Origin of the sequence: Xanthobacter tagetidis (assembly GCF_003667445.1) — a bacterium.
Lineage (GTDB): Bacteria > Pseudomonadota > Alphaproteobacteria > Rhizobiales > Xanthobacteraceae > Xanthobacter > Xanthobacter tagetidis.
Genome location: NZ_RCTF01000032.1, coordinates 1 through 18,770 on the forward strand (window position 1 = coordinate 1; position 18,770 = coordinate 18,770).

Here is an 18,770-nt window from a genome sequence, read left to right on the forward strand (position 1 = left end):
GCCGGAAAGCCACCCAAGCTCGCAATCACCGCCGTCATGCGGAAGATGATCGTCATCCTCAACGCCATGGTCCGAGACGACGCGCCATTCAACGCCTGAAACACAGTTGCTTGACCGGAGGGCCCATGGACGCCGGTCGGCGACGCCACCCGCCGGGCGCATGGATGCTCCGATCACGTCGGCGCATGGCCGCGGCTTGGGTGTTCGAGGCCGGTTCGCACCTCTCACCGCCGTCGTCCCCCGGCTGGTCCGGGGGATCCACTCAGCGGCCGGGCCGGCGCTTCATTCTCGGGCCGCGCGCAGGCGGAAGGGTGGATGCCCCGGACGAGCCGGGGCATGACGGCGGTTTGGGTATTCAGCGCCCGCTCGCCCCTCTTGCCGCCTGCGGGGCGGGCCGCCAGACCAAGGGCGGCCCGCCCCGCGTTGCGGCGTCAGTCGCTGCCGACCGGCGGCAGGCTGAGCGCCCGGTCCACCAGGGCGCCGGCGCGCTTGAAGTCGTAGTTGCGGAACATGTTGGTCTTCACGATGAAGGACGCGCCGCCGTAGAACTTCTCGTACTGCTGGTGGCGGTTGCCGAACTCGGTGCCGATGAAGTCCCAGGCGAGCCGCATCAGCGCCACGCGCTGGCGCGCGTCGAGATGGGCCGAGCGGTAGAAGCGCTCCACGTCCGGCGCGGTCTCGGGGCTCTCGAAGTCCTTCACCGAGGACGGCAGCGTGATCATGGCCGCGCCGGTGATCTCGCGCACGATGTCGATCATGCGCGGGTTGATCTCCGACTGGAGCGCCATGACCGCGTAGAGCATGGCCTTGGAGGGCCACACCACGCCCTCGTCGTCAATGGTGGCCTTGGCCTCCTGCGCCAGCAGCATGCCCTCGACGATGGAGGCGAGCGCCGCCAGTTCGCCCATGGCCACCTGGACCGGCGGCACCGCCTCGTTGCCGGTGGCCTCGTTCATGCGCTTGGCGAGGCCCATGAGGAAGCGCAGCTTGGTGGCGTAGCGCGTCTGCGCCTGGTGGTTGCCATAGGTGTGGGAGGGGGTCAGCCACCACTGGTCGCGGCTCAGCTCGACGTTGCGGTAGATGAAGACGTGCTCCCACGGCACGAATACCTCGTCCAGCACCACGAAGCAGTCGGCCTCGTCGAACCGGGTGGAGAGCGGATAGTCGAAGGAATTGTCCGCGGTCTTGGCGAACGGGCGGCGCGAATAGAGCTTGAGGCCCTGCGCATCCATGGGGATGGCGACGTTGATGGCGTGGTTCTCGTCGCCCGGCTGAAGCGGATGGATGCAGGCGAGATGCAGATAGTCCGCATAGACGCCGCCGGTGGCGAGCTGCTGCCCGCCCGAGACGATGATGCCGCCCTCCACCTCGCGCACCACGCCGGCATAAAGCTGCGGGTCGGCCTGCTTGTGGGCCGGCTTGGAGCGGTCGATCTGCGGCGGCACGATGGCGTAGGCGATGTAGAGGTGGTTGTCGCGGGCGTATTCGTAGAACTTCACCACGTTGTCGGCCCATTGCTGGCCGTGCTTGGCGAACACCGAGGGCTTGGCGGCATAGCCCGCGAAGAAGTTCGCCACATGGTCGGGCGAGCGGCCCATGAGGCCGAAGGTCTGCTCGGCCCAGCCCTCGGACGCGAGGCGCTTGAGGCGCAGGTCGTCGACCGTCTTCGGGATCTGGTAGCAGCGCAGCGCGCGGGCGCCGGTCTCGGGCACCTCGTAGGTCATGAGCTCGCGGTTCTGCGGGTCCGCCGCGAAGTCGAACAGGTTGGCGATCTGCTTTGCGCCCTCGCGGAAGGCGGGGTGGGTGGTGGGGTCGCCCACCAGAGCGCCGTCGAGATAGACGGTGCGCTTGGAGGCCTTCAGCTCGGCCAGGAAGTCGGCGCCGGTGCGCAGGCCGGTGGAGACGGCGGCGATCGGCTGAAGCGTGGCGGTCATGGTTTCATTCCCTGGAAGCGGCGGCCCGGCGCGCGGGCTCGGATCGTTGGTGTCGGTCTGGAACGCGGCACTGGGATTGGCGCCCGGCTTGGCCCCGAACCCCGGGACATCCCGCCGCCGCCGGGACGCCCTGGCTTGGGGAGGCGTCTCAATGTCAGACAATACATACAAATTAGATATAATTTTGTACATGTCAACGCGCGCCGGGAGATGTTTTCCGATCCGGCTATGGACGGCGGGGCGCGCGGTTCCTAAAGGATGGGGAACGTCGCACGCGCAAAGCAGAACGGAGCCGAGACCGCCGATGTCGCCCCCTGGCCGCGGAAAGCCCGCCGGTTCGTTCCGGCCTCCGGTCACGATCTCGCGCGCCGAGTTCCTGCGCGGCGAGGGCGACCGCGCGTTCCGCGAATCCATCTACGCCATGGTGATGGCGCTGGAGGGCCTGCTGAAGTGCCGGGCCATCTTCGGCAAGGTGCTCGGCCTCACCCCGAGCCAGTTCGCGGTGCTCATGGGCACCGCCTATCGCCAGGGCGAGGACGGCGTCGCCATCCGGGACCTCGCCGACCACATCCGCCTCGCTGCCCCGCACGTGACCACCGAAGTCGGCCGCATGATCGAGATGGGGCTGCTCGCCAAGCGCCAGGACGAGAGCGACCGCCGCAGCGTGCGCGTCTCCCTCTCGCCGGACGGCGAGCAGGCGGTGGTGCGGGTGGCCCCGGTGGTGCGGCGGGTCAACGACATGCTGTTCGAGGAGATCACGTCCTCGGAGCTTGCGGTGGTCGAGACGGTGATGCGCAAGCTCGCCATCAGCGCCGAGCGCGTCTTCGCCCACGCGAAATGGGGCGACATTCTCGACGGCGATGACGCCGGCATCCGCCCGGACGGCGCGGCTCGCAAGCGCCGTCCCAAGGGCCCTGCCGCCTGAAGTCTTGGCGGCGGCGCCTGCGCCTCGCGCGCACAGGGATCGACGAAATCTGGCCGCGGCCCCCAGGATGTCCGCGCCGGCCGAGCTTCCGGGCGCCGGCAGCCGCTTCGCCGCTCGGCCTGGAGACCTTAAGACCCCGGAACCTTGAGACCTTGGGACCTTGAGACCTTGGGACCTTGAGACCTTGGGACCTTGAGACCTTGAAACGTGGAAAGGGCGCCGCACCGGAGTGCAACGCCCTTCTCACGAACCTGAAGCGTCAGGTGATCGGGATCACTTGAGCTGGTTGAACGAGGTCGCGAAGGACAGGCTCGCGATGAACTTGTCGCCGCAGGCGGTGTTCTTGCCGATGAGCGTGGCGCACTCGAACTCGTTCAGGTCCGAACCGGAGTAGCGCAGGTCGAGGGTCGCCGCCTTGTAGGTCACGCCGACGCCGACGTTCCACCAGTTGTAGCCGGAGATGCCGACCGCGAACACGCCGAACGGCGGGGTGTAGGTGAAGAAGGTGTCGTCGAGCCACTGATGGCCGAACTCACCCGAAACGTAGGCGCCGAAGGCGCTGCCGGCGAGCGAGGTGGTGTAGGCCTTGGCGTTGACGGAAAGCGCGGTGCCGTCCGTGCTGGAGGCATACATGTCGCTGGTCCAGTTGAGCGCCATGCCGACGGTGAACCAGTCGGTCAGAGCGTAGCTGGGCTTCGCGTAGATTTCCCAGTAGTTGAAGTCGTCCGGGCTGGCGCCGAGAAGGTCGGCATTGCCGGGGAAGGCATAGTAGATGCCGCCGACGTCGAGGGTGAAGGAACCCCAGGTGTGGCGCAGGCCGCCGGAGAAGTCGACTTCCAGCGAGCTGCTTCCGCCCACGCCGAGGAAGTTCTCAGCCCAGTTCTGATTGGACGCCCACACGTTCAGGTAGAACCAGTCGAGGAACTGAAGCTCGACGAAGCCCTGGACCGCCGCGTTGTTGTTGGTCTGGCTGATGCCGCGGAACACGTAGTCCGAGGTCAGCGTGACACCGAAAGCGACGTCCCAGGCCGGCGGCGGGGGCGGAGCCACCACGGCCTTCACCGGAACCGACATATCGGCCGCAGCAGCCGCGCCGGCGAAGAGCATCGAGGAAGCGATAATGGCAAGCTTTTTCATAAGGGAACCCCCGCAGAAATCTGGAATGATAAAAATCAGGTCCGATCCCGGAGGCCAACGCGAAAATTAAGGCAGCAAGTGCCGCCTTTCTAGGCAAACCCGCATGAATGCTTGGTTCTTGTGTTGCGGTTTCGCAACGCCTATCCCAAAACGCGTTAATCGCCGATACAACCGGCCCGGCGGTAGCCCGGCCCGGCGGCCGATCGGCACCTTGCCGGCTTACGGGCGGCTCATGAGAAGCGGCCGGCCGCGCTCGGGAACACGGGCCCAGGAGCCGTCTTCCTGTCGGGCGAATCGAATCGCCGCGCCGCCGCCCGTCCCCGAAACCAGGATGTTTCCCCCATCGAGCCGCCACGACGCGGCGGCAAGGCGCGCCACGGAGGCGTCGCAGCCGGCCGCGACCTTCAGCAGGAAGCCGCCCTTCGGGGCCGGCGTCTCAGTGAGGCTCCAGCGGCACAGCGGCGTGCCCGGCGTGGCGGCGAGATCCCAGTCGCCCACCACCTCGGCCTGCGTCACCTCAGGCAGCTCGGCGATGCTGGGATTGACGAGGAAGTAGACCCCGTCCGCCTCCCGCAGGGCCTCGTAGCTGCCGCCCGTCGCCTCGGTGAACTCGGCCACCGTCCGCCCCTGGGCATTGAGCAGGCGCAGCGCGCCCGTGGCGTCCGGCGTCCAGCCGGCGATCTGGGCGGAGAAGGCGATCGTCGCCTCGCAGGCCGCCTTGTCCAGCTGCACCGCGAGCGCGCCGCCCGCGGTCTCGGCCTTCAGGGTGATGGGGCACTTGCGCTCGCCGTCGGCGCTCTGGAGCACATAGGCGCCCGCCTTCTGCTCGGCAGCCTCGCGCAGCGCCGGATCGAGCCGCGGTGCCGCCGGCTGTTGCTTCTGCGCCACAGGCCCGGGGGCTTCCGGCGCTGCTGCTGCCGGAGCGCACGGAAGCCCGAAGGCGAGCCCCACAATGCTGATTCCGGCGAGCGCCCGCCGGATACCGGCGCGCGCGGGCGATGACGGAAGACGGCGCATGGCTGCCCCTCGCTGAAGATCGGAACGCGGAGGCTAGCACAGCGCCGGCGGGGGCCCCTAGAGAACGCGCCGATCAGCCCGCACCGCAAGCTGATCGGACACCGCGTTCTGCGCCGATACTTTGGAGGGCGATCCGCCGATCAAATTGGGGCGATTTGATCGGATCGGGCCTCTAGCCGCGCGGCCAGGGCGTCTCGGCCACGGGCGTGACCGGCCCCCTGCCCTCGAACCAGGAGACGAGATTGTCCACCACCAGTTGGCCCATGGCGCCGCGGGTGTGGTGGGTGGCCGAGCCCACGTGCGGCAGCAGCACCACGTTGTCGAGTGCAAGGAAGCCCTCCGGCACGTACGGCTCGTTCTGGAACACGTCGAGCCCGGCGGACAGGATGGTGCGGTCCTGGAGCGCCTTCAGCAGCGCCTCCTCGTCCACCACCGTGCCGCGCGCCACGTTGATGAGGATGCCGTCCGGTCCCAGCGCCTCCAGCACGGCGGCGTTCACCATGTGCTGGGTGGCGGGGCCGCCGGGGACGATCACGATGATCACGTCCACCGCCCGCGCCATGGCGATCAGGTCGCCATAGTGCTGGTAGGGCACGCCCGGCTGCGCCCTGCGGGAGTGGTAGACCACCGGCACCGAGAAGGCGTCGAGCCGCTTGGCGATCGCCTGGCCGATGCGCCCCATGCCGATCAGTCCCACGGTGCGCTCGCGCAAGGTGGGGCCGAGCGGGAAAATGCCGCTCTTCCAGCCGCCCGCGCGCACGAAGCGGTCGGCCTGCGGGAGTTCGCGCACCGTGGCGAGCAGCAGGCCGATCGTGAGATCCGCCACCTCCTCGTTGAGCACGTCCGGGGTGTTGGTGACGACCACGCCGCGCGCCGCCGCCGCGGCTGCGTCGATGGTGTCGTAGCCGACACCGAAATTGGAGACGATCTCCACGTTCGGCAGACGGGCGAGCAAGGCATCGTCCACCCTCAGCTTGCCCCGGGTGGCGATCGCCCGGATGGACGGGGCGCGCGCATCGTCCAGCTGCTCGATGGGAACGAGGTCGAACCGCGGGGCGAGCTGTCGCTCCACCACGTTCTCCATGACTGGGCCGATGACAAGGATCGCGGAACGCGCGGCGTCGCTCATGAGGGGATCTCGCGGGACAGGGGGTGGGCCGGATTGGGACTAGACTTTAGGAGAAGAGAGCCCGGCACGGGCCGGATTGCAACGTCTGCCGAACAGAATACGGGTCAGGCTTATGCGCCCCTCGTCCTCGATTCAACGGGGTTCAAACGTTTTAATTTGCTCTTGATCCGGACTTCTCCTCGCACCATGATCGCGCCGCGTCCGAAAGAGGCGCGAGGTCACATGCCCTTCATCCCCACCGGGTTGAACGGGCCGGGCCGACCAACATCGCAGCCCCCGAAGCAAGGGCGGCGCGTTCGGAAGGGAGAGGACGCACGATGGCAACCGTCGATATTCGCGGCGTGAAGAAGGCGTATGGCACGACGCAGGTGATCCACGGCGTCGACGTCGACATCCGCGACGGCGAGTTCGTTGTGCTGGTCGGCCCGTCGGGCTGCGGCAAGTCCACTTTGCTGCGCATGATCGCGGGGCTCGAGAACATTACCGCGGGCGAGATCCTGATCGGCAACCGCGTCATCAACGACGTGCCGCCGAAGGAACGGGACATCGCCATGGTGTTCCAGAACTACGCGCTCTATCCGCACATGACGGTGGCGGACAACATGGGCTTCTCGCTGAAGCTCCGCAAAGCGCCGAAGACGGAGATCCAGTCGCGCGTCGACCGCGCGGCGCACATCCTCGGCCTGTCGAAGCTGCTCGACCGCTATCCGCGCCAGCTCTCCGGCGGCCAGCGCCAGCGCGTCGCCATGGGCCGCGCCATCGTGCGCGACCCGCAGGTGTTCCTGTTCGACGAGCCGCTGTCCAACCTCGACGCCAAGCTGCGCGTGCAGATGCGCACCGAGATCAAGGAGCTGCACCAGCGGCTCAAGACCACCACGGTCTACGTCACCCACGACCAGATCGAGGCCATGACCATGGCCGACAAGATCGTGGTGATGCACGACGGCATCGTCGAGCAGATCGGCGCCCCGCTCGACCTCTACGACCGGCCGGCGAACCAGTTCGTCGCCGGCTTCATCGGCTCGCCGGCCATGAACTTCATCAAGGGCAAGGTGCGGCTCGGCGCAGAGCCCCGGCTGGTGACCGACAGCGGCGTCGAGGTGCCGCTGCCGGACGCCGCAAACCTCGCCGACGGCCAGAGCGTGACCTACGGCCTCAGGCCGGAGCACGTGCGCCTCGACCCCGCCGGCGTTCCCGCGCGGGTGGTGGTGACCGAGCCCACCGGCTCGGAAATCCTGGTGGTGGCGCGCCTCGGCCCGGAGGCGGGCGACGCGGGCTTCGGCGAGAGCGCGGCCCAGGAGATCACCTGCCTGTTCCGCGAGCGCCTCGCCTTCACCCCCGGCGAGACGATCCGCATCACCCCCCAGGACGGCCTCACGCACCTGTTCGACGAGGCCACGGGCAAGCGGCTGTGACAGCGAGTTTCTGACGCGTACCCCGGCGAAAAGACCGCCCGCGCCAAGACTAGGGCGGCCCGCCGGACAACCAGACAAGACGGGAGGAAACGAGATGACCATTTCGAGACGCGACGTCCTTCTCGGCGGTGCCGGCCTTGCCGCCGGCTCCCTCGCCTCGCCCTTCCTGGGCTCCGTGCCGGCCTTCGCGCAGGTGCCGAAGATCGAGCCCGAGCCCGGCGCCTCCCTGCGCCTCCTGCGCTGGGCGCCGTTCGTGAAGGGCGAGGAAGACGCCTGGATCGCCAACACCAAGAAGTTCACCGAGGCGACCGGCGTCGAGGTGCGCATCGACAAGGAGAGCTGGGAGGACATCCGCCCGAAGGCGGCGGTGGCCGCGAACGTCGGCTCCGGCCCTGACATCGTCTGGGTGTGGTTCGACGACGCCCAGCAGTATCCCGACAAGCTGCTCGACGTGACCGACCTCGCCTCGGGCCTCGCCAAGACCTATGGCGGCTTCTATCCGGGCAACGAAGTGTACGCGAAGGTGAACAACCGCTTCGTCGGCCTGCCGCTCGCCACCATCGGCAATGCCGTGGTGTATCGCGACAGCTGGATAAAGGAGGCCGGGTTCTCGGAATTCCCGAAGGACACCAAGGGCCTGCTGGAGCTGGGCAAGGCGCTGAAGGCGAAGAACCACCCCATGGGCTTCACCCTCGGCCACGGTGTCGGCGACGGCAACAACTTCACCCACTGGGTGCTGTGGAGCCACGGCGGCAAGATGGTGGACGAGAGCGGCAAGGTCGTCCTCAACTCGCCCGAGACGGTCGCGGCGCTGCGCTACGCGGCGGAGCTGTACAAGACCTTCATCCCGGGCACCGAGAGCTGGCTCGACGTCAACAACAACCGCGCCTTCATCGCCGGCGACCTGTCGGTCACGGCCAACGGCGTGTCGGTCTACTACGCGGCCGCGAACGATCCCAAGCTCGCCGACATGGCGGCGGACATGCGGTCCACCAACTTCCCGATCGGCCCGGTGGGCAAGTCGGTGGAGCTGCACCAGACCACCACCGCCTGCATCTTCAAGTATTCCAAGTTCCCCAAGGCGGCGCAGGCCTACATGTCCTTCATGTTCGACGCGCCGCAGTACAATGCCTGGCTCCAGGGCGCGAGCGCCTATTGCTGCCAGACGCTGAAGGCGTTCGCCAACAACCCGGTCTGGACGTCCAAGCCGATCCACGCCGCCTACGCCAAGGCGTCCGAGACCCTGCAGCCGAACGGCTATGCCGGTCCGCTCGGGCCGAAGTCCGCCGCCGCCATGGCGGACTGGATCGTGGTGGACATGGTGGCGGAGGCCGCCACCGGCCAGCGCACCCCGGAAGAAGCCGCCAAGCGCGCCCAGGCCCGCGCCGAGCGCATCTACCGCTGAGCGGCCGGCGGGGCCGCTGCGGAACGCACGCGGCCCCGCCCCTCACCCCGGCCCTCTCCCCGCCGGGGAGAGGGAAATGGTCGGCGGCGGCAGTTCGCTGCCCGGCCGGCGAGACCCTGCAAAGCCCTCTCCCGCGTGTGGGGGAGGGTTGGGAGGGGGAAGCGGACGCGTGCCGGGGACGCCAACGCGCGAGCGTCGGCGGGCACCGAAGCCGCCTCCCCCGCTCCGCGCTGGGCAAACCCTCGCCCCTGCGGGGAGAGGGCGAGGCCCACGGCGCAGCCGCTTGCATGAGGCGGAAAAGGCCGGGAAGCGCCGGCAGAATGTCGGCCGAAAGCCGGCGAAGAGGCGGGGCAACCCGCCCGCCAGTCCAGGAGAGGAACGCATGGCCGTCACGACCGCCCGAGATGCCAAAGCCGCGCCCGCCCGGCGCTCCTTCTGGAGCGGCATCGGACAGGGCCGGCATGTGCTCGGCCTGCTGTTCATGCTGCCGGCGGCGGCCTTCCTGCTGTTCTTCCTCACCTACCCGCTCGGGCTCGGCGTGTGGCTCGGCTTCACCGACACGCGCATCGGCCGCACCGGCGTGTTCATCGGCATCGAGAACTACCAATCGCTGTTCGAGGACAGCCTGTTCTGGCTGGTGGTGTTCAACACCCTGCTCTACACCATCGCCGCCTCGATCCTGAAGTTCGCGCTCGGCCTGTGGCTGGCGCTGCTCCTGAACCAGCATCTGCCGTTCAAGGCCTTCTTCCGCGCCGTGGTTCTGCTGCCGTGGGTGGTGCCCACCGTGCTCTCGGCCATCGCCTTCTGGTGGATCTTCGACAGCCAGTATTCCATCATCTCCTGGGCACTGATCCGCATGGGGCTGATCGATGCGCCCATCAACTTCCTCGGCGACGTGACCAATGCGCGGGCCTCGGTGATCGCGGCCAATGTCTGGCGCGGCATCCCGTTCGTCGCCATCTCGCTGCTCGCCGGACTCCAGACCATCCCGCCCTCGCTGCACGAGGCGGCGACGCTGGACGGGGCAACCAACTGGCAGCGCTTCCGCTTCATCACCCTGCCCATGCTCTCGCCCATCATCGCCGTGGTGATGACCTTCTCGGTGCTGTTCACCTTCACCGACTTCCAGCTCATCTACGTTCTGACCCGCGGCGGGCCGCTCAATTCCACCCACCTGATGGCCACGCTCTCGTTCCAGCGCGCCATTCCCGGCGGCTCGCTGGGCGAGGGCGCGGCGATCGCCGTGGCGATGATCCCGTTCCTGCTGGCGGCGATCCTGTTCAGCTATTTCGGCCTCCAGCGCCGCAAATGGCAGCAGGGGGGCGGGGACTGATGGGGAGAGCCTCGCCACTTCTTTCCGGCCTGGGCGACCAGGGGCGACGCGCCCCCTCTCCCCCTGCGGGAGAGGGCTGGGGTGAGGCGTGCGCCGCCACCCGGCGCGACGCCTCGCGACCAAGCGCCCTGCCCCCTCACCCCCGGCCCCTCTCCCGCGAGGGGAGAGGGGAGAAGCGCCACGGCGAGGACCGCGCCGCCGCACCGACCGCCATTGCCTTCATTGCCGCCGCCCGGCGCCGAGGCGCCGCATCCCTGCCGAGGATCGCCTGATGAGCCAGTCGACCACCGACCACCTCACCGACAATTCCACCGGCATGAGCTATCTCGACAGCCTGCCGCGGCGGATCGTGACGGTATTCCTGCCGCTGCTGATCTTCGTGTTCGTGCTGCTGTTCCCGTTCTATTGGATGGCGATCACGGCGGTGAAACCGAACTTCCAGCTCACCGACTACAACAACTACTCGCCGCTCTGGGTGGTCCAGCCGACGCTCGACCACATCAAGTATCTCCTGTTCGAGACCTCCTATCCCGCCTGGCTGTGGAACACGATCTTCATCTCGGTGGCGGCGACCTTCATCTCGCTCGTCACCTCGGTGTTCGCCGCCTATGCCATCGAGCGCCTGCGCTTCCACGGCTCGCGCTGGGTCGGGCTCGGCATCTTCCTCGCCTATCTGGTGCCGCCGTCGATCCTGTTCATCCCGCTCGCCATCATGGTGTTCGGCATCGGCATCTACGACACCAAGCTGGCGCTGATCCTCACCTATCCCACCTTCCTGGTGCCGTTCTCCACCTGGCTGCTGATGGGCTATTTCCGCTCGATCCCGTTCGAGCTGGAGGAGTGCGCGCTGGTGGACGGCGCCTCGCGCTGGCAGATCCTCATCAAGGTGCTGCTGCCGCTCTCGGTGCCGGGGCTGATCTCGGCCGGCATCTTCTCGTTCACCCTGTCGTGGAACGAGTTCATCTACGCGCTCACCTTCATCCAGTCGTCGGAGAACAAGACGGTGCCGGTGGGCGTGCTCACCGAGCTGGTGCGGTCCGACGTCTATGAATGGGGCTCGCTCATGGCCGGCGCGCTCATCGGCTCGCTGCCGGTGGTGATCCTCTATTCCTTCTTCGTGGACTACTACGTCTCGTCCATGACCGGGGCAGTGAAGGAGTAGCCGGCGGCCGGCCACGCCTCCGCTTACCGCCGCAGGAGGCGCGGCCGCCATGCGGCGCGCGGACCTGCTTGCCGTGCGGGCCGCGGCGTGGCACCCCTTCGGCGCAAGGGTGCGGCGCATCATGCGCCGGCGCGACGGGCACGGGGTCGGACAAGATGGTCGAGCGCACGATCGAATCGGTGCTGTTCCGCAGCCGCTGGATCATGGCGCCCTTCTATCTGGGGCTGGTGATCGCGCTCCTGGTGCTGCTGTTCAAGTTCGGCCACGAGTTGCTGCACTTCGTGCTGCACGCGGTGGCGGCCACCGAGAGCGACATCATCCTCGGCATCCTCGCTCTGGTGGACCTGACGCTGACCGGCAACCTGGTGCTGATCGTCATCTTCTCCGGCTACGAGAACTTCGTCTCCAAGATCGACCCCGCCGGCCATCCCGACTGGCCGGAATGGATGACGCGGGTGGACTTTACCGGCCTCAAGCAGAAGCTCCTGGCCTCCATCGTCGCCATCTCCGCGATCCAGCTGCTCAAGGCCTTCATGAACCTGGACAAGGGCCAGATGAGCGAGAACACGCTGATGTGGCTGGTCATCATCCACGGGGTGTTCGTGGGGTCAAGCCTGCTGCTCGCCTGGTCGGACAAGCTCACGACCGACAAGCACTGAGGCGCGGCCGCCGGCGGCGTCAGCGCCCCGGCAGCACGAGGAGGGTCGGCTCCTTCGGCAGGCTTTCGCGCGAGAGCAGCACCACCGGCTCGGCCGAGCGCTCGATCTTGTAGCCTTGGCCAAGCCGGGTGAGGAAGCGGTCCAGCCCCCAGGTCGAGAAATAGTGCATGGGGATGACCAGCGGCGCGCCGATCTCCTTCAGCACCTCCACCATGCCCTCCAGGTCCAGCGTGTAGGAGCCGTCCACCGGCGCCAGCACCACGTCGATGCGCCCCAGCGCCTCGATGTGCTCCGGGGTCAGCAGATGGTGCAGATGGCCGAGATGGGCGATGCACACGCCGGCCACCTCGAACACGAACATGGAATTGCCATCATAGAGCGTGCCGCCACCGCGGCGGATGTTGGTGGGCACGTTGCGGATCCACACGTCGTCCAGCGTCAGCTCGTGGTTCACCGCCCCGCCGTCCGGGTTCCAGCCGCGCAGCACGTGGGCGATGCCGGGGTCCGGGAAGTCGGTGTAATGGGTGTCGTGCGCCCGGTTCATGGTGACGACGTTGGGCACGATGGCGGGGCGCACATAGTCGTTGTAGTCGGTGGCGATGGTGACGCCGGCCGGGCTCTCGATCAGGAACGTGGCGTGGCCGATGAAGGACAGGCGCACGCTGCCGGAGGACTGGGCCACCCGCAGCACCGATGTCCTGGCGCTCCGGTCCGGCCCGAGCGCCGCGAAGCGCACGGGCGCGGCGTCCGCCACCATGCGCGGGCACTTCTCCGGCTGCGCCGCGGCCCCGGCCGATGCGAGGACGAGCAGGGACGCGGCCAGCGCCAGCGCCGAAAGCGGGGCGGCCGTCAGCCGCCAGGAGAAAGCGAAGGGTCGCATGGGAAGCGGCGTCCTGTGCGGCAGGGTGTCGGGGCGTCAGGCGATTGTGGCGCCTCCCCGCGCCGGCGCAACGCGCGCGCCGTCACAGCAGCGTGAAGGAACGCGGGTTATGCCGCGCGCGTCGTGGCTGGGGACGGCTCACGCCGCCGTCCGCTCCGCGGTTGCGGCCGGGTCGCGGCTGTGACTTGCTGGCCGCATGCGGCGAACCCGACCCCGGCGTTTGCCGCCGAACCACGGAAAGAGCACGTCATGTCCATCAATCTGGTGCTGGTTCAGCCTTGGGTGGCGCTGGTGGCAGGAATCCTGATCCTGCTCTTCCCGCGGCTGCTCAACATCATCGTCGCGGTCTACCTGATCGTCGTGGGCCTCTCCGGCATCATCCGCTGAGGCGGCGCGGCATTTTGGGATGCGGCGGAGCGCTCTGCCGCCGTGGGCTGCCCTTGCCCGCCGTCGCCCCCTTTCCCCACCGTCGCCCTCCGGCTTGATCGGAGGGCCCATCCCGTAGCCGGGCGCGATGCTGGGACGGTGGCGTGGATGCTCCGATCACGTCGGAGCATGACGGCGGTTTATGAGGCCGCCGTGCGGCTCTCGTCTTCAGCGGCGTGCCCGTCTTCCACCACCCCGTCATGCCCCGGCTTTTCCGGGCATCCACCGGGCCGCGCCGGGGCGCGTGCAGGACCGGGCGACCGCCCGGCCGCCGAGTGGATCCCCCGCACAAGGCGGGGGATGACGGTGGCTTTTGGGGATGCGGCGGAGCGCTCTCCCGCCGTGGGCTGCCCTTCCCCGCCGTCGCCCCCTTTCCCTACCGTCGCCCTCCGACTTGATCGGAGGGCCCATCCGGCGGCCGGGCGCGACGCCGCGCGGTGGCGTGGATGCTCCGATCACGTCGGAGCATGACGGCGGTTCATGGGGCCACCGTGCGGCTCTCGTCTTCAGCGGCGAGCCCGTCTTTCACCACCCCGTCATGCCCCGGCTTGTCCGGGGCATCCACCGAGCCGCGCCGGGGCGCGCGCAGGACCGGGCACCCGCCTGGCCGCCGGGTGGATCCCCCGCACAAGGCGGGGGATGACGGCGGGGAATGACGGTGAGCGATGACGGAGGGGGAGGACAGTACGAGCAAAACGGCGTCATGCCGCCCCGATCTTCCGTAGCGGAATGCCGAATCCGGCGCCCTGCGCGCTGCGATGCCGCGCATCCGGCCGAAAGGAGATTCGTTCCTACAGTTGATGCGTGCTGCGCTGCGAGCTAAACCATCGGCCCATCGCGACCTGCCCCACCCTTCAAAGGGACCAGCACATGACGAAATGGGTCTACACCTTCGGCGATGGCAAGGCCGAGGGCAAAGCCGACATGAAGAACCTTCTCGGCGGCAAGGGCGCGAACCTCGCCGAGATGTCCAACCTCGGTTTGCCCGTGCCTCCCGGCTTCACCATCACCACCGAGGTGTGCACCTATTATTACGCCCACGGCGAGACCTATCCCGCCGAGCTGAAGGGCGACGTGGAGAAGGCGCTCTCCGAGGTCGGCCGGCTCGCCGGCAAGTCGTTCGGCGATCCCGCGAACCCGCTGCTGGTCTCGGTGCGCTCCGGCGCCCGCGCCTCCATGCCGGGCATGATGGACACCGTGCTCAACCTCGGCCTCAACGACGAGACCGTGGAAGCGGTGGCCAAGCTCGCCGACCGGCGCTTCGCCTATGACAGCTACCGGCGCTTCATCACCATGTATTCGGACGTGGTGCTGGGCGTGGAGCACCACCACTTCGAGGAGATCCTGGAGCACTACAAGCTCCAGAAGGGCCTGACCCTCGACACCGACCTTGGCGCCGACGACTGGGCCGCCCTGGTGGTGGAGTACAAGAAGAAGGTCCAGGCCGAGCTGGGCAAGCCCTTCCCGCAGGACCCGCACGAGCAGCTCTGGGGCGCCATCGGCGCCGTGTTCGGCTCCTGGATGAACGCCCGCGCCATCACCTACCGCCGGCTGCACACCATCCCGGAGAGCTGGGGCACGGCGGTGAACGTGCAGTCCATGGTGTTCGGCAACATGGGCGAGACCTCGGCCACCGGCGTCGCCTTCACCCGCAACCCCTCCACCGGCGAGAAGGCGCTCTATGGCGAGTTCCTGGTGAACGCCCAGGGCGAGGACGTGGTGGCGGGCATCCGCACCCCGCAGGACCTCACCGAGAAGGCGCGCAAGGAGGCCGGCTCCGACAAGCCCTCCATGGAGACCGCATTGCCGGAGGCCTTCAAGGAGTTCGAGCGCATCTCCAACGCGCTCGAAAACCACTATCGCGACATGCAGGACCTCGAGTTCACGGTCGAGAAGGGCAAGCTCTGGATGCTCCAGACCCGCTCCGGCAAGCGCACCGCCAAGGCGGCCCTGCGCATCGCCGTGGAGCTGGCGCGCGAGGGGCTCATCAGCGAGCAGGAGGCGGTCGGCCGGGTCGATCCTGCCGCGCTCGACCAGCTGCTGCACCCCGCCATCGATCCCAAGGCCGAGCGCAAGGTGGTCGCCACCGGCCTGCCCGCCTCGCCCGGCGCGGCGGCGGGCGCCATCGTGTTCTCGGCCGACGAGGCCGAGGCCATGAAGGAGAAGGGCCTCAAGGTCATCCTGGTGCGCGTGGAGACGAGCCCAGAGGACATCCACGGCATGCACGCCGCCCAGGGCATCCTCACCTCGCGCGGCGGCATGACCTCGCACGCCGCCGTGGTGGCGCGCGGCATGGGCAAGCCCTGCGTCTCCGGCGCCGGCGCGCTGCGCATCGACTACAAGGCGCAGACGCTCACGGTCGCAGGCGAGACCTTCAAGAAGGGCGACATCATCACCATCGACGGCGGCACCGGCCAGGTGCTGAAGGGCGAGGTGCCGATGCTCCAGCCGGAGCTGTCGGGCGAGTTCGCGACCCTCATGGGCTGGGCCGACAAGGTGCGCAAGCTCAAGGTCCGCGCCAATGCCGAGACCCCGGCGGATGCCCGCATGGCCCGCTCGTTCGGCGCCGAGGGCATCGGCCTCTCGCGCACCGAGCACATGTTCTTCGACGCCGGCCGTATCCTCGCCGTGCGCGAGATGATCCTCGCCGACGACGAGGCCGGCCGCCGCTCGGCGCTGGCCAAGCTCCTGCCCATGCAGCGCGACGACTTCGTCGAGCTGTTCGAGATCATGAAGGGCCTGCCGGTCACCATCCGCCTGCTCGACCCGCCGCTGCACGAATTCCTGCCCCACACGGCGGAAGAGACGGCGGAGGTGGCGAAGAGCCTCGGCGTGGACATCGAGCGGGTGGAGCGGCGCTACAAGGAGCTGCACGAGGTGAACCCGATGCTCGGGTTCCGCGGCTGCCGCATCGCCATCGCCTTCCCCGAGATCGCCGAGATGCAGGCCCGCGCCATCTTCGAGGCGGCGGTGATCGCCGCCAAGAAGACCGGCGAGATGGTGGTGCCCGAGGTGATGGTGCCCCTCATCGCCACCAAGGCCGAGTTCGACATCGTCGACAAGGTGATCCGCGACACCGCCGCGGCGGTGGAAAAGGAGACCGGCGCGACCCTCACCTTCCAGGTGGGCACCATGATCGAACTGCCCCGCGCCGCCCTGCGCGCCGAGGAGATCGCCCGCGCCGCCGAGTTCTTCTCGTTCGGCACCAACGATCTGACCCAGACCTGCTTCGGCGTCTCGCGCGACGATGCCGGCACCTTCCTCGGCCCCTACGTGCAGAAGGGCATCCTGGAGGTGGACCCCTTCGTCTCCATCGACGTGGACGGCGTGGGCGAGTTGGTGAAGATCGGCGTCGAGCGCGGCCGCAAGTCGCGTCCCGACATCAAGCTCGGCATCTGCGGCGAGCATGGCGGCGACCCGGCCTCGGTGACGTTCTGCCACGAGGTGGGCCTCGACTACGTGTCCTGCTCGCCCTTCCGCGTGCCGATCGCCCGCCTCGCGGCGGCGCAGGCGGCGCTGAAGAAGTAAGCGCGGCCCCGCGCGACCGACACGTCCGAAAAGGCCGCCTCCGGGCGGCCTTTTTGCTGCGCGCCCGGCAAAGACGCGAGCGTGACCGGAACCGTTGCGGGCCTGTGTCGTTTCCCCTGCGCAGCCCCGTCACGGGCGTCAGCAGCAGAGGAAGACCATGGAAGACGCGCAAGTGGGTTGGATCGCCGCCATCATCATCGGCGGCTTTGCCGGGTGGTTCGCCTCCATGTTCATGAAGAGCGACACCGGCATCTTCATGAACATCATCCTCGGCATCATCGGCGCTTCGGTGGCGAGCTTCCTGTTCAGCCTCGTGGGCGTCAGCTTCGGCGGCTGGCTCGGCTACCTGTTCGCCGGCTTCGTCGGCGCCTGCATCCTGATCTGGGGCGTGCGGGCGGTCAGGAGCTGACCGCCCTCTTCGTCACTGCACGAAGGTGTTGGTGAGGCGGCCGATGCCGTCGATCTCGACCTCGATGGTGTTGGTGGGCTCCTTCATGGAGCCCACGCCCACCGAGGTGCCGCAGGCGATGAGGTCGCCGGGGTTCAGCGTCATCTCGCGCGAGAGCATGGCCACAAGGCGCGCTGGCGGAAAGATCATGTCCGCGAGCGGATAGTTCTGCCGCTCCTGCCCGTTGAGGATGGTGCGCACCCGCGCCGTCGCGGGGTCGAAATCGGTCACGATCCACGGGCCGAACGGGCCGTAGCCGTCCACCCCCTTGGCGCGCGCCCACTGCGGGAAGGTCGGGTCCCGGTTGAGGATGTCGGCGGCGGTGATGTCGTTCACCACCGTATAGCCGAAGATGCCGGCGGCGGCCTCCGCCTCCGATGCGTCGGCGAGGCGGGCGCCGATGACGATGCCGAGTTCCCCCTCATAGACGGTCTTGCCGTCATAGGTCGCGGGCTTGCGCACCACCGCGCCGGGCGCGGCCACCGAGGTGGTGGCCTTCAGCAGCCACAGCGGCTCCACCGGCTCTGCCACCTTCAGCCTGGCGGCGAGCTCGTGGAAATTGTTCCACAGCGCCACGATCTTGGACGGCACGCACGGCGCCTCCAGCGCGACGTCGGCGAGCGCGAGCGTGGCGCCCGTGGGCGCGGCGCCGGAAAACATCGAGCCCTCATGCACGGCGATGGTGTCGCCGTCGAGCGTGCCGATCTTCGTCGCGCCCCGGTGGGTAAAGCGCAGCCAGGTGGTCATGGGTGTTTCCTCTGGAGAGTGTTTGGCCGCCCGTTCCTCCCTCTCCGCGTCATGCCCCGGCTTGTCCGGGGCATCCACGGCGCAGCCAAAGCCGCCTCGGGAGACAGGGGTCCGTGCCGGCGGACGAGTGGATCCCCCGGACAAGCCGGGGGATGACGGCAGTTGTTCAGGCGCAAAACGTCGCCGAAGGCGGCTCCATTGCGCACGCTGAAGGGTACGGCCGGCTGCGCCGGACTTTCCCTTGGACCCCGGACTCCTGGGCCCCGGATCGGCGCTCCGGCTGTCGCCGTCGCTGGTCCGGGGCACGAGGCCCGCCCTCAGCCCTTGAGCACCTCGACCAGGGTCTTGCCGAGCCGCGCCGGGGAGGGCGACACGCGGATGCCCGCGGCCTCCATGGCGGCGATCTTGTCCTCGGCGCCGCCCTTGCCGCCGGAGATGATCGCGCCCGCATGGCCCATGCGGCGGCCGGGAGGCGCCGTGCGGCCGGCGATGAAGCCAACCATCGGCTTCTTGCGGCCCCGCTTCGCCTCGTCGGCGAGGAACTGCGCCGCCTCCTCCTCCGCCGAGCCGCCGATCTCGCCGATCATCACGATCGACTTCGTCTCGGGGTCGGCCAGGAACATCT

Annotated in this window: 15 protein-coding genes and 1 pseudogene; 9 read left to right on the forward strand and 7 right to left on the reverse strand. The window is 68.4% G+C overall.

What is annotated here, in order from left to right; all coding sequences use genetic code 11:
- Positions 1-431: 431 nt before the first annotated feature.
- Positions 432-1,934: a 4-hydroxyphenylacetate 3-hydroxylase family protein gene (locus D9R14_RS22410; protein ID WP_121625846.1), complete on the reverse strand. Its 1,503-nt coding sequence runs from the start codon at positions 1,932-1,934 to the stop codon at positions 432-434.
- Between the two features lie 304 nt (positions 1,935-2,238).
- Here D9R14_RS22410 and D9R14_RS22415 point away from each other — a divergent pair, with 304 nt between their 5' ends.
- Positions 2,239-2,859 (forward strand): MarR family winged helix-turn-helix transcriptional regulator, encoded by a 621-nt coding sequence (locus D9R14_RS22415; protein ID WP_170168712.1) that lies wholly within the window; start codon positions 2,239-2,241, stop codon positions 2,857-2,859.
- Positions 2,860-3,132: 273 nt separating this feature from the next.
- Here D9R14_RS22415 and D9R14_RS22420 read toward each other — a convergent pair whose 3' ends face one another.
- The 3 genes from D9R14_RS22420 to D9R14_RS22430 form a co-directional block, all read right to left on the reverse strand.
- The gene (locus D9R14_RS22420; protein ID WP_170168713.1) at positions 3,133-3,933 is read right to left on the reverse strand and encodes a TorF family putative porin; all 801 of its coding nucleotides are present in this window, start codon (positions 3,931-3,933) and stop codon (positions 3,133-3,135) included.
- A 282-nt stretch (positions 3,934-4,215) separates the two neighbouring features.
- Entirely contained in the window at positions 4,216-4,884 is a 669-nt protein-coding gene (locus D9R14_RS22425; protein WP_170168714.1) for a protease inhibitor Inh/omp19 family protein, read from the reverse strand.
- 301 nt (positions 4,885-5,185) lie between these two features.
- The gene (locus tag D9R14_RS22430) at positions 5,186-6,142 is read right to left on the reverse strand and encodes a 2-hydroxyacid dehydrogenase (RefSeq protein WP_121625853.1); all 957 of its coding nucleotides are present in this window, start codon (positions 6,140-6,142) and stop codon (positions 5,186-5,188) included.
- Positions 6,143-6,459: 317 nt separating this feature from the next.
- Here D9R14_RS22430 and D9R14_RS22435 point away from each other — a divergent pair, with 317 nt between their 5' ends.
- From D9R14_RS22435 to D9R14_RS22455, 5 genes are all read left to right on the forward strand, one after another.
- Positions 6,460-7,557 (forward strand): ABC transporter ATP-binding protein, encoded by a 1,098-nt coding sequence (locus D9R14_RS22435; RefSeq protein WP_121625855.1) that lies wholly within the window; start codon positions 6,460-6,462, stop codon positions 7,555-7,557.
- A 94-nt stretch (positions 7,558-7,651) separates the two neighbouring features.
- Entirely contained in the window at positions 7,652-8,962 is a 1,311-nt protein-coding gene (locus tag D9R14_RS22440) for an ABC transporter substrate-binding protein (protein WP_121625857.1), read from the forward strand.
- A gap of 481 nt (positions 8,963-9,443) precedes the next feature.
- A complete protein-coding gene (locus D9R14_RS22445; protein WP_245420937.1) occupies positions 9,444-10,295 on the forward strand; it encodes a carbohydrate ABC transporter permease in 852 nt (283 codons plus the stop codon).
- Between the two features lie 271 nt (positions 10,296-10,566).
- Positions 10,567-11,457 (forward strand): carbohydrate ABC transporter permease, encoded by an 891-nt coding sequence (locus tag D9R14_RS22450; RefSeq protein ID WP_121625859.1) that lies wholly within the window; start codon positions 10,567-10,569, stop codon positions 11,455-11,457.
- Between the two features lie 155 nt (positions 11,458-11,612).
- On the forward strand, positions 11,613-12,116 hold the full coding sequence (locus D9R14_RS22455) for a TIGR00645 family protein (protein ID WP_121625861.1): 504 nt from the start codon (positions 11,613-11,615) through the stop codon (positions 12,114-12,116).
- A gap of 19 nt (positions 12,117-12,135) precedes the next feature.
- Here D9R14_RS22455 and D9R14_RS22460 read toward each other — a convergent pair whose 3' ends face one another.
- Positions 12,136-12,996, reverse strand: coding sequence for an MBL fold metallo-hydrolase (locus D9R14_RS22460; RefSeq protein WP_121625863.1), 861 nt, complete (start codon positions 12,994-12,996; stop codon positions 12,136-12,138).
- Positions 12,997-13,245: 249 nt separating this feature from the next.
- Between D9R14_RS22460 and D9R14_RS22465 the strand changes: the two genes are divergently transcribed.
- The 3 genes from D9R14_RS22465 (at position 13,246) to D9R14_RS22475 (ending at position 17,359) form a co-directional block, all read left to right on the forward strand.
- Complete coding sequence (locus D9R14_RS22465) at positions 13,246-13,383, forward strand: DUF3096 domain-containing protein (RefSeq protein WP_121625865.1); 138 nt, start codon at positions 13,246-13,248, stop codon at positions 13,381-13,383.
- Positions 13,384-14,292: 909 nt separating this feature from the next.
- Positions 14,293-16,950: a pyruvate, phosphate dikinase gene (ppdK, locus tag D9R14_RS22470; RefSeq protein ID WP_121625867.1), complete on the forward strand. Its 2,658-nt coding sequence runs from the start codon at positions 14,293-14,295 to the stop codon at positions 16,948-16,950.
- 157 nt (positions 16,951-17,107) lie between these two features.
- Entirely contained in the window at positions 17,108-17,359 is a 252-nt protein-coding gene (locus tag D9R14_RS22475) for a GlsB/YeaQ/YmgE family stress response membrane protein (RefSeq protein ID WP_121625869.1), read from the forward strand.
- A gap of 12 nt (positions 17,360-17,371) precedes the next feature.
- Here the strand turns inward: D9R14_RS22475 and D9R14_RS22480 are convergent, their stop codons facing one another.
- Together D9R14_RS22480 and D9R14_RS22485 are read right to left on the reverse strand one after the other, a co-directional pair.
- Positions 17,372-18,145: a fumarylacetoacetate hydrolase family protein gene (locus D9R14_RS22480; protein WP_121625871.1), complete on the reverse strand. Its 774-nt coding sequence runs from the start codon at positions 18,143-18,145 to the stop codon at positions 17,372-17,374.
- Positions 18,146-18,462: 317 nt separating this feature from the next.
- Positions 18,463-18,770: pseudogene (locus D9R14_RS22485) on the reverse strand (succinate--CoA ligase subunit alpha); the annotation flags it as partial.

What these genes read in the sequence shown, in the direction of transcription:
- D9R14_RS22440 (WP_121625857.1), top strand. Translation starts at nt 7,652, where the DNA reads ATGACCATTTCGAGACGCGACGTCCTTCTCGGCGGTGCCGGCCTTGCC.
- ppdK (WP_121625867.1), top strand. Translation starts at nt 14,293, where the DNA reads ATGACGAAATGGGTCTACACCTTCGGCGATGGCAAGGCCGAGGGCAAA.
- D9R14_RS22460 (WP_121625863.1), bottom strand. Translation starts at nt 12,996, where the DNA reads ATGCGACCCTTCGCTTTCTCCTGGCGGCTGACGGCCGCCCCGCTTTCG.
- D9R14_RS22430 (WP_121625853.1), bottom strand. Translation starts at nt 6,142, where the DNA reads ATGAGCGACGCCGCGCGTTCCGCGATCCTTGTCATCGGCCCAGTCATG.
- D9R14_RS22435 (WP_121625855.1), top strand. Translation starts at nt 6,460, where the DNA reads ATGGCAACCGTCGATATTCGCGGCGTGAAGAAGGCGTATGGCACGACG.
- D9R14_RS22465 (WP_121625865.1), top strand. Translation starts at nt 13,246, where the DNA reads ATGTCCATCAATCTGGTGCTGGTTCAGCCTTGGGTGGCGCTGGTGGCA.
- D9R14_RS22455 (WP_121625861.1), top strand. Translation starts at nt 11,613, where the DNA reads ATGGTCGAGCGCACGATCGAATCGGTGCTGTTCCGCAGCCGCTGGATC.
- D9R14_RS22480 (WP_121625871.1), bottom strand. Translation starts at nt 18,145, where the DNA reads ATGACCACCTGGCTGCGCTTTACCCACCGGGGCGCGACGAAGATCGGC.
- D9R14_RS22475 (WP_121625869.1), top strand. Translation starts at nt 17,108, where the DNA reads ATGGAAGACGCGCAAGTGGGTTGGATCGCCGCCATCATCATCGGCGGC.
- D9R14_RS22450 (WP_121625859.1), top strand. Translation starts at nt 10,567, where the DNA reads ATGAGCCAGTCGACCACCGACCACCTCACCGACAATTCCACCGGCATG.
- D9R14_RS22415 (WP_170168712.1), top strand. Translation starts at nt 2,239, where the DNA reads ATGTCGCCCCCTGGCCGCGGAAAGCCCGCCGGTTCGTTCCGGCCTCCG.
- D9R14_RS22445 (WP_245420937.1), top strand. Translation starts at nt 9,444, where the DNA reads ATGCTGCCGGCGGCGGCCTTCCTGCTGTTCTTCCTCACCTACCCGCTC.
- D9R14_RS22410 (WP_121625846.1), bottom strand. Translation starts at nt 1,934, where the DNA reads ATGACCGCCACGCTTCAGCCGATCGCCGCCGTCTCCACCGGCCTGCGC.
- D9R14_RS22420 (WP_170168713.1), bottom strand. Translation starts at nt 3,933, where the DNA reads ATGTCGGTTCCGGTGAAGGCCGTGGTGGCTCCGCCCCCGCCGCCGGCC.